Consider the following 8,748-nt stretch of genomic DNA (forward strand, 5'->3'; position numbering starts at 1 on the left):
AAGGGACGCCGCTGCCTGTCTAAGCGAGGTGACCCAGAGGCCCGTCGATTGATGCATAACGCCGCGATGTCGGCGAGGCGCACAGCGGCATGGAAGGGTTTTTATGAGGCACTAAGGGCCCGGGGGCTCAGCACAACCGAAGCATTAGTGGCACTGGCCCGCAAGCTTGCCCGAGTGGTATTCGCCCTGCTGAAGAACCAGAGCGAATACTTACCGAAAGGCATTTAGGGGGTAGCCCTGCACCATAGAATCTCCCACAGTGGATTTGTGAACTTCCCAAGTCCACTGTGGGAGCGAGCTTGCTCGCGATGGGGCCTTATGCACCACTGCATCTCTAAGTGACCAGCCCCAGGCGTTCATGCCACTGGGCAATGGCCTCCTCGGGATAGACATCGAATTGCTGGTCGCCCTTATGCGCCTCGACCTCCACCCACGGTGCCTTGGAACCGAGCATCAAGTGGGTGTGCTCCGGCGGTACCGGCAGCGGTGTGTCGATGGCTGAGGCAAACGGGTGCACCAGTTCCGGCCATTCGGGGCTGAACAGCCACAACCCCGAACCACACTGGGAACAGAAATGCCGTTCGGCACTGCTGCGGTGGGCGCGTTTATCGCCTTCGTCCTTGAGTCGTGCATGGTAGATCGAGATGTGCTTGCGACCGCGCACCTTCAGGCTCTGGGCATCGCCCCCCAGGTTGATTGCAAAACCACCACCGCCCTGGGTCTTGCGACAGATCGAGCAGTAGCAGCGTTGGTAAGGGTAGGGGTGGGCACAGGCCAGGCTAAATGACACCGCGCCGCAGTGGCAGGATCCTTCGAGCTGCATGGGAACCTCCTATTGGGGACTGTAATGACTCTGGACAGCTCGGGCGGCCTGTTGTTCTGGACTGTTGAACTCGTGACTGACATGCGGACGCCATCGCGAGCAAGCTCGCGATGAACGATGACACGGTCTAACGACCGGGCACCCGCCACAAATACCACGCCGCCACCGTCCGATAAGGGCGCCAGGCCAGGCCGATCTCGACCATCTGCTTGCGGCTGGGTTGGTGCTCCAGCCCCTTCATCCGTCGATAGCCCTCGCGCACCCCAAAGTCATCGGCCGGCAGGATGTCCGGCCGCTCCAGGCTATAGATCAGCAGCATTTCCACCGTCCAACGCCCGACACCGCGCAGGCTGACCAAGCGCTCGATCAACGCTTCGTCTTCCATCGCCCGCGCGGTGGCGTAATCCGGCACTACGCCGTCGAGGGTTGCCTGGGCGATGCCCTGGATGGTCGCGATCTTGCTGGCGGAAAACCCACAGCTGCGCATTTGCGCAAAGTCAGTCGCCAGGATCTGCGCAGGCCCGGGAAATGTCAGCGCCGGGAACAGCGCCAGCAACCGAGCGAGGATCGCATCGCCGGCCTTGGCGTGCAGTTGCTGATAGGCAATCGCCCGCACCAGGGCTTCATAGGGTTCGCGGGCTGGCTTGGGTTGTAGCAGGCAAGGGCCGATTGTTTCGACATGACGGCGCCAGTCTTCGTCCAGACTTGCCAGGAAGACGCTGGCGTCATGGTAGGGCGCGGGCATCGGGTACTCGTTCTCCGTGTCAATCAAAACGCCAGGGGCAGGGAAACCTGCACCGCGGCTTTTTCCAGCCGCAACAGAAACGCCTTGCGCGGCTGGCCGCCACCATAACCGGTCAACGAACCGTCCGCACCGATCACCCGGTGGCAGGGAATGACGATGGCCAGGCGATTCTGCCCGTTGGCCAGGCCCACGGCGCGGCTGGCACCCGGGCTGCCCAGGGCCGTGGCGATGCCGCCGTAGCTGCGGGTTTCGCCGTAGGGAATGCTCTGCAACTCGGCCCAGACCCGCACGGCGAAGGCGCTGCCGGGCATGTGCAACGGGACGCTGAACGCAGTGAGTTTCCCAGCGAAATAGTCGGCCAGTTCAGTTTCGATCTGTTGCAGGTGAGCGTTGTGCCCTGGTGCGACGGTGTAGCTGTAGCGTCGCTGCAGCTCTTCCAGCTCCTTGGTCAGGGCCGGGCGGTCGAGGAATTCCAGCAGCACCAGGCCCCGTCGCTCGGCCATGGCCAGCATCGGCCCCAGTGGCGTGGTCAGGCGGGTGAACAACAGGGGTTCACTGAGGGCGGCGCGGCCCGGTGTGATGTGGAAGGATTTGACGAAAGCGTCCCGAAAACCGCTCAACGACTCATAACCGGAATCGAACGCCGCATTGTCGATGGAAGTGCCGTCCTTGATGCCGCCCAGGGCAATGCCCAGGCGGCGGGTGCGCAGGTAGGCGTGAAAGGTCATGCCGAAATGTTGCTTGAACCAGCGCCGCAGTTTCAGCGGCTCGATACCTTGTTCCAGCAGCAGGGCGTCGGTCCAGCGCAGGTCGGGCTCGGCGTCCACCGCCTTGAGCAGGGCCTGGATCCAGTCCGGCGCGATGGCGGCGGCGTCCAGCGGCTTGCAGCGCAGGCAGGCGCGGTAGCCGGCCGACATGGCTTCGTCGGCATGGGCGAAGAACTCCACGTTCTCCGGCTTCGGCTTGCGCGCGGTGCAACTGGGGCGACAGAAGATGCCGGTGGTCTTGACCGCAGTGAAGAACACCCCCTCGTAGGCGGTGTCTCGTTCGAGCATGGCGCGGACCATCTCGGCGTGGGGCGGGAGTAGCGAGTCTTGTCGGTTCATGGGGTTGAGCATAAAACCCTGGCTGGGACGGCTCCACCGAAAAATCGACAGTGAATTTTCCGCTCACTTGGTCGGATGCTCGCGAACAAAAGTTGAACCATTGAGTCTTAAAGGTTCAACGCTGTTTTTGTCTTTCGGAGACATCATGTCCAAACATAAGAAATCCCTGATCGCTGTTGCTGTCTGTGCCCTGATGCTGGGTGCCTCGGCCTTGCTGCCCGCCGACCTGTCGCCCATTGGCGCGAGCTACGCCGCCGGCGGTGGCAATGGTGGCGGTCACGGCGGTGGCGGTGGTGGTGGCAATGGCGGCGGTAACGGTGGCGGCAAGGGCAGTGGCAAATCCGGCGAATCCAGCGGCCTTGGCAAGGGCCTGGATAGCGACCACGTCGGCACCGCTACGCGCGACCATGGCGTGAGCGGCAAGCATACCGGTACCACCCGCACCGACCGAACCAGCAAGGCTTCGCTCACGTCGGGCATCGCCAAAGACCGCGATACCCGTGGCTTGACCAAGGCTTCCGCGATTTCCACGGCTACTCCGGGTACCCACAACACCAAGGGCCTGACCAACGCGACCAGTTCTTCGATCAAGAACGACCGCTGATCCCAAAAAAGCCGCGACGCCTGATTCAGGCGTCGCGGCTTTTTTACGCCTTGCAATCGCGAAGTGTTCAATACTTCCAGAACACTGGGGTGAACAACACCAGCACCGTCAGGATTTCCAGTCGACCCAGCAGCATGCCTATGGTCAGCAGCCACTTCGCAGCGTCCGGCAAGGTCGAGAAGTTGCCCGCTGGCCCGATGATCGTACCCAGCCCCGGGCCTACGTTGCACACCGCGGTGGCCGCGCCGGTCAAGGCGGTGGTCCAGTCGAGGCCGATCAACGCCAGGCCGAGGGCGATACCGCCAATGGTAATGGTGAAGAAAAACGAAAAGGTCAGTAGCGAGCGGGCGATCTCTTCGTCAATGGGATGGTTGTTGTATTTTTTTCGTATCACCGCCCGGGGATGAATCAGTTGTTTCAAACTGCCCATCAGCAAGGCACTGGCGACCTGGAAGCGAAATATCTTTAGTCCACCGGCCGTCGATCCCGAGCAACCGCCGACGAAGGTCAGATAGAAAAACAGCAGCAGGGCAAAACTGCCCCATAGCGTGTAGTCCCCCAGCGCCACGCCCGTGGTGGTGACCACCGACGTCACGTTGACCGCTACGATGCGGAGCGCGTCCCACCAGATGTAATCGCTGTTCAGGCTCAGCCAGGTCCCCACGATAAGCCAGGTGATGACCAGGAACCCGACGAACCCCCTGACTTGTTGATCCTTGAACAGCGCGCGTGTGTTGCCGCGCAAGGTGGCGACATACAAAGTGAAGGGCAGCGAGCCGGCCATCATGACGAGCACCGACACCCAGTGAATGGCCGGTTGGGGCCAGTGCCCCAGGGATGCATCCGAGGTGGAAAAGCCACCCGTGGAGATCAGGGACATCGCATGGTTGATCGCCTCGAAGGGCGTCATGCCGGCCAACCACAAGGCCAGGGTGGCGAGGGCGGTCAAGCCGACGTAGATCCACAGGATGTAGTTCGCTGCGACATGGGAACGCGGTGTAACCTTCTCCGACCAGTCCGACGACTCGGTCTGGAACAGCCGCATGCCGCCGACCCGCAGCAGCGGCAGGATCGCCACCGCCATGCCGATAAAGCCGATCCCGCCGAGCCAGTGCAGCATCGAGCGCCAGATCAACAGGCCTGGGGAGGCGTTGTCCAGCCCGGTGAGGATGGTCGAGCCGGTGGTGGTGATACCCGACATGGTCTCGAAAAAGGCATCGGTATAGCTGATGTCCTGGATGAACACCATGGGCTGGGCGGCGAAGCTGCAGACGATGACCCAACTGGCGGTGGTCAGCAGGTACATGTCTCGCGGACGCATCTGGGTGTGCGCGGGTCGACCGCGCGCCACCAGTGCGATGCCACAGACAAAGGTGATCAGGCTCGACCACAGGAACGCCGACAGATCATCATTGCGTGCGTATATCACCAGCGTCAAAAGCGGGATGGCCATGCTGGCGGCCAGGGTAATCAAGAAAATGCCGAGGATGAAGCCGATGAACCGCACTACCGCAAGGGACATGGGATGCGCCTGAATAAATGAGCCGCACAGTATTGTTTTTGCGGAGCGACCACTGCGTAAAGTTTGCGTAAAAAAGAGCTGGAAGTGATGCCGCTTCGCGAGGTGGCGGTTGGACCTCTTCATTGGGCAGTTTTGTTCAATACCTGCAGTGATTGGCCGTTTATCTTGATCGCCACCTCACAGACATGAAGAAGATATGCGATGAGTCTGATTCTTTCCATGGCGGCGTTTGCCTTGGTTGCCTCCATTACGCCTGGGCCGGTCAACATTGTGGCTCTCAGTTCCGGGGCCCGGTATGGGTTTCGAGCGACCTTGCGCCATGTGGCGGGAGCGACCCTGGGGTTTGTCTTGTTGCTGGTGCTGATGGGGCTTGGGTTGCATGAAGTGCTGCAACGCTGGCCTGGGCTCACGCGGGTGGTGCAACTGGGGGGCGTGGCGTTTCTGTTGTTCATGGCATGGAAGTTGGCGATGGACAACGGACACCTGGGCGCCAAGGACGAGGATCGGGCGCCGTCGATGTTCTACGGTGCACTGATGCAATGGCTCAATCCCAAGGCCTGGCTGGCCTGTGTGGCGGGGATGGGCGCGTTCGTGGCCGATGGCGAGGCACGGCTGGTGTGGCAGTTTGCGGCAGTCTACCTGGTGATCTGTTACGTATCGGTGGGCTGCTGGGCTTATGCCGGCAGTTTCCTGCGCAACTGGTTGGGCAACCCGGCGACCCTGCGCCTGTTCAACCGGGCGATGGCGGTGTTGTTGGTGGCAAGCGCGGTGTATTTGGTGTTGCCTTGAGTCGAACCCACGGTTTCGGTTGGAACACCGTTGTGGCGAGGGGATTTATCCCCGTTGGGCTGCGAAGCAGCCCCAAAAACCAGGCACCGCTCTACAACAGGCGAACCGCGTTGGCCGGTTTGCGACTGCTGCGCAGCCGAGCGGGGCGGTGCGACGTTTCGCTAAATCCCCTCGCCACAAAAACAGGAGAAGCTCAACCGCGATATTGCCCGGGCGTGGCCGCCAAGTGTTGCTTGAAGGCCCGTTGGAAATGCGCCTGGTCGGCAAAACCGCTGTCCAGCGCTACGTCGGCGATCAGCTTGCCCTCGCGTAACTGGCGGCGGGCGAACTGGATCCGGCGGTTGACCAGGAAAGCATGAGGCGTCATCCCATAGTGGCGCTTGAAGGCACGGCTCAGGTAGGACGGCGACAGTTGTGCGGCGGCGCAGATGTCTTCGAGCCTCAAGGCTTCGGTGCAATGATCATGAATAAACTGCGCTGCCCGCATCAATCCCGGGTGGCTGCCCCGGTCCGGCCGACCGGCAGGGTTGAGCCGTTGTTGCAGGTCAGTGAAAAACGCCTCGGCGGCGCTGCGCTTGCGGTCGATGCCGAGCCGTTCATCCACCAGTTGCTCATACAACCCTCGCACTGCGGCAAACAGCTCGACATCACGGCTGTGGGTGGTGGAAAAGCTCTGGAAATCCAGGGTTTCATCGAAACCGATACGACGTTGCAAATCCCTCAGCCACTGGGTATCGACGTACAGCATCACATACGACCACGGCTCATCGTCGATCGGGTTGCATGCATGGACATCGCCGGGGTTCATCAGCACCACCGTGCCGCTCTGCACCTGGAAATTCGACCGCTCATGAATATAGGTGCTGCGCCCGGCGGTGATCGCACCGATGGAAAAATGGTCGTGGGAGTGGCGTGAATAGCAGACCTTGCGCCCATCGGCGATGGCCCGGGCTTCGATGAAGGGCAGGGCCGCGTCGCGCCAGAAGCGTGGGGCGGCGTCATGGGTGGCGTGCTTCATCGGTCAGCGTCCTCGTCTTGAATCTGTAAAGCAGTGTATTAGCCCCGGCCGGCAAATGCCCGATTGATTTGGCCGTTCGGTTTGAACGGCAGTGGCCCTGAACTAGACTCCATGAAGTCTCGCCCATGGAGTTCCCGATGCTTGCGCCAGGTAAACCGGACAACGAAGCGGTTCGTCTCAAGAATCTGCATTCGCTCAAGCTGCTCGATACCCCGTCCGAAGAACGTTTTGATCGCCTGACTCGCCTTGCCCGGCGTTTGTTTGACGTGCCCATCGCCCTGGTGTCCCTGGTGGACGCCAACCGGCAGTGGTTCAAGTCCAATGCCGGCCTGGATGCGAGCGAAACCCCGCGGGAAGTTTCCTTCTGTGGGCATGCGATTTTGCAGGATCAGATCCTGGAAATCTGCGACGCGGAGCAGGACGAGCGCTTTCACGACAATCCGTTGGTCACGGACAAGCCTGGCATTCGCTTCTACGCCGGGCATCCGCTGGGGTTGGAGGATGGCAGCAAGCTTGGCACGCTGTGCCTGCTCGACACCAAGCCGCGCCAGCTCAATGACGAAGAGCGCGAACTGCTGCGCGACTTGGCGCGCATGGCCGAGCAGGAAATGGTTGCGGTGCAGATGGCGAGCATGGACGAGTTGACGCTGTTGTCCAATCGGCGCGGCTTCAAGACGTTGGCCCAGCATGCGTTGAATGTGTGTGATCGCTTGTCGCGACCGGCGACGCTGCTGTTCTTCGACCTCAACGACTTCAAGCCGATCAACGATCGCTATGGGCATGCCGAGGGTGACAGCGCGCTGAAAACCTTCGCTGATGTGCTGCGTATCGCCTTTCGCGAAAGTGATGTGATTGGTCGCTTGGGCGGTGATGAGTTCGTGGCGCTGCTCACCGGCTCTTCCTATGTCGAGACTTCGGCGATCATGGTGCGCCTCAAGGAAATCCTCGATGAGCGCAATGCGATGTTGCAGCGAGGCTATGACATTCGTTTCAGCGTGGGCCAGATCGAATACGACCTCCGGCGGCATTCGTCAATCGACAACCTGTTGGCCGACGCGGATACGGCCATGTATGCCCAGAAACAGGCGCTTCGCAGTTAGCGCAGGGCCGAAGTGAAGATTACTCTTCGAGGTTACCCATGGCCGTGGTGTTGAAGCCGCCGTCCACGTACATGATTTCACCGCTGATGCCAGAAACAACGCAATAAATATGTACCGCACCAAGGGTATGGGAAATACACAGAATGAGTTTTTCGCATCGTGTGATGCGGATTCATAACTGCAGTGTTATCCATTACTTACTTATTAATACGGCGGGTGTAGGAGTTACCAGCGTCAATCTCAAGATGCCTTATTCCACGGCCCAGGACTCAAACGTCGCACGGATCTACCTTGGAAACATTACGCTTCAAATTACCGGAGACGTTACTCGATATGCATCAGGTACTCTCAAGTTCTCCGGGAAGATCAAAGCGTACTCGGATCGTTATGATGCTAATGCCAGCAGCCATAGGGCTGCCTTTGATGAGCAAGCCACGAGCGCGCTCCGTGAAGTGGGAAGGGTCGCCAACGCACGGGATTATGAAATTCGAATCACTGGCGAGCTGCCAATCAATTTCTCTAGGTAAGTAGCCATGGCAGCAGGAAGAAACGCATTAAGTCTCGCCGCCATTGCTTCAGTGATGGGCGCATGCGCATTGTTGTTCTTTTTTGCGCTGGAGGGTGTCTCGGAAAATCCCAATGATTTAAGTGATACCCGGGGTATTCCCGCGGTAGCGATGTACACGGTCATGCTGATCATCTTGACCGCCGCTTCGGTGGCCCTGACGGGGTTGGGTTATCTGTTTCAAAGGCTTCTAAGGCGACGTGCTTTCAAATGGCGCATTGGCGTGTATGCGTTGACCAATGTCCTGCTTTTCCTGACGTCGCTCATGGGGACGTTCGTCGCCGCCATCTACACGTACGACACCATCGCAGGTGTATTGGGGGGGCTGCTGTTTGTGTTCTCCCTTGTTTTGGTTCTGATTGGTTTTCCACGGAAATCGGGATAAAAAAAGGTTCTTCACGGAATCCCGGGAAACACAGAAACAAGAACGCCGATTTGATTGATGATGTTCGTGCGAGCAAACACATCTAACAAAC

Annotated in this window: 10 protein-coding genes and 2 pseudogenes; 6 read left to right on the forward strand and 6 right to left on the reverse strand. The window is 59.9% G+C overall.

From position 1 onward, the window contains the following. Positions 1-228: pseudogene (locus BM317_RS30915) on the forward strand (IS110 family transposase); the annotation flags it as partial. Between the two features lie 106 nt (positions 229-334). Here BM317_RS30915 and BM317_RS29325 read toward each other — a convergent pair. The 3 genes from BM317_RS29325 to BM317_RS29335 form a co-directional block, all read right to left on the reverse strand. Beyond that, positions 335-823, reverse strand: a complete 489-nt coding sequence (locus BM317_RS29325) for a GFA family protein (RefSeq protein WP_092165344.1) — start codon at positions 821-823, stop codon at positions 335-337. 127 nt (positions 824-950) lie between these two features. After that, positions 951-1,568 (reverse strand): DNA-3-methyladenine glycosylase family protein, encoded by a 618-nt coding sequence (locus BM317_RS29330; RefSeq protein ID WP_092165346.1) that lies wholly within the window; start codon positions 1,566-1,568, stop codon positions 951-953. 23 nt (positions 1,569-1,591) lie between these two features. Continuing rightward, positions 1,592-2,674, reverse strand: a complete 1,083-nt coding sequence (locus BM317_RS29335) for a bifunctional transcriptional activator/DNA repair enzyme AdaA (protein ID WP_092165641.1) — start codon at positions 2,672-2,674, stop codon at positions 1,592-1,594. 145 nt (positions 2,675-2,819) lie between these two features. Here BM317_RS29335 and BM317_RS30825 point away from each other — a divergent pair, with 145 nt between their 5' ends. Next, on the forward strand, positions 2,820-3,278 hold the full coding sequence (locus BM317_RS30825; RefSeq protein ID WP_092165348.1) for a hypothetical protein: 459 nt from the start codon (positions 2,820-2,822) through the stop codon (positions 3,276-3,278). A gap of 67 nt (positions 3,279-3,345) precedes the next feature. Here BM317_RS30825 and BM317_RS29345 read toward each other — a convergent pair whose 3' ends face one another. Further along, positions 3,346-4,800, reverse strand: a complete 1,455-nt coding sequence (locus tag BM317_RS29345) for a TrkH family potassium uptake protein (protein ID WP_092477181.1) — start codon at positions 4,798-4,800, stop codon at positions 3,346-3,348. A gap of 201 nt (positions 4,801-5,001) precedes the next feature. Between BM317_RS29345 and BM317_RS29350 the strand changes: the two genes are divergently transcribed. Then, positions 5,002-5,589 (forward strand): LysE family translocator, encoded by a 588-nt coding sequence (locus BM317_RS29350; RefSeq protein ID WP_092165353.1) that lies wholly within the window; start codon positions 5,002-5,004, stop codon positions 5,587-5,589. A 193-nt stretch (positions 5,590-5,782) separates the two neighbouring features. On the opposite strand, the gene BM317_RS29355 is transcribed toward BM317_RS29350, so the two are convergent. Next, positions 5,783-6,607, reverse strand: coding sequence for a helix-turn-helix transcriptional regulator (locus BM317_RS29355; RefSeq protein WP_092165355.1), 825 nt, complete (start codon positions 6,605-6,607; stop codon positions 5,783-5,785). A gap of 137 nt (positions 6,608-6,744) precedes the next feature. Between BM317_RS29355 and BM317_RS29360 the strand changes: the two genes are divergently transcribed. Continuing rightward, a complete protein-coding gene (locus BM317_RS29360) occupies positions 6,745-7,707 on the forward strand; it encodes a sensor domain-containing diguanylate cyclase (RefSeq protein ID WP_092477183.1) in 963 nt (320 codons plus the stop codon). 19 nt (positions 7,708-7,726) lie between these two features. On the opposite strand, the pseudogene BM317_RS30615 reads toward BM317_RS29360, so the two are convergent. Then, positions 7,727-7,807 (reverse strand): annotated as a pseudogene (locus BM317_RS30615) (enoyl-ACP reductase); the annotation flags it as partial. A 64-nt stretch (positions 7,808-7,871) separates the two neighbouring features. Here BM317_RS30615 and BM317_RS31405 point away from each other — a divergent pair. Together BM317_RS31405 and BM317_RS30830 are read left to right on the forward strand one after the other, a co-directional pair. Next, positions 7,872-8,234, forward strand: coding sequence for a lipid II-degrading bacteriocin (locus tag BM317_RS31405; RefSeq protein ID WP_368665062.1), 363 nt, complete (start codon positions 7,872-7,874; stop codon positions 8,232-8,234). 6 nt (positions 8,235-8,240) lie between these two features. Next, positions 8,241-8,657, forward strand: coding sequence for a hypothetical protein (locus BM317_RS30830; RefSeq protein ID WP_170866293.1), 417 nt, complete (start codon positions 8,241-8,243; stop codon positions 8,655-8,657). Positions 8,658-8,748 lie beyond the last annotated feature (91 nt).

The organism is Pseudomonas sp. NFACC24-1, assembly GCF_900115235.1.
In the GTDB taxonomy this organism is placed as follows: Bacteria; Pseudomonadota; Gammaproteobacteria; order Pseudomonadales; family Pseudomonadaceae; genus Aquipseudomonas; species Aquipseudomonas fluorescens_AA.

Coding starts and splice junctions, on each gene's coding strand:
- BM317_RS29325 (WP_092165344.1), bottom strand. CDS start 823: ATGCAGCTCGAAGGATCCTGCCACTGCGGCGCGGTGTCATTTAGCCTG.
- BM317_RS29330 (WP_092165346.1), bottom strand. CDS start 1,568: ATGCCCGCGCCCTACCATGACGCCAGCGTCTTCCTGGCAAGTCTGGAC.
- BM317_RS29335 (WP_092165641.1), bottom strand. CDS start 2,674: ATGAACCGACAAGACTCGCTACTCCCGCCCCACGCCGAGATGGTCCGC.
- BM317_RS30825 (WP_092165348.1), top strand. CDS start 2,820: ATGTCCAAACATAAGAAATCCCTGATCGCTGTTGCTGTCTGTGCCCTG.
- BM317_RS29345 (WP_092477181.1), bottom strand. CDS start 4,800: ATGTCCCTTGCGGTAGTGCGGTTCATCGGCTTCATCCTCGGCATTTTC.
- BM317_RS29350 (WP_092165353.1), top strand. CDS start 5,002: ATGAGTCTGATTCTTTCCATGGCGGCGTTTGCCTTGGTTGCCTCCATT.
- BM317_RS29355 (WP_092165355.1), bottom strand. CDS start 6,607: ATGAAGCACGCCACCCATGACGCCGCCCCACGCTTCTGGCGCGACGCG.
- BM317_RS29360 (WP_092477183.1), top strand. CDS start 6,745: ATGCTTGCGCCAGGTAAACCGGACAACGAAGCGGTTCGTCTCAAGAAT.
- BM317_RS31405 (WP_368665062.1), top strand. CDS start 7,872: ATGCGGATTCATAACTGCAGTGTTATCCATTACTTACTTATTAATACG.
- BM317_RS30830 (WP_170866293.1), top strand. CDS start 8,241: ATGGCAGCAGGAAGAAACGCATTAAGTCTCGCCGCCATTGCTTCAGTG.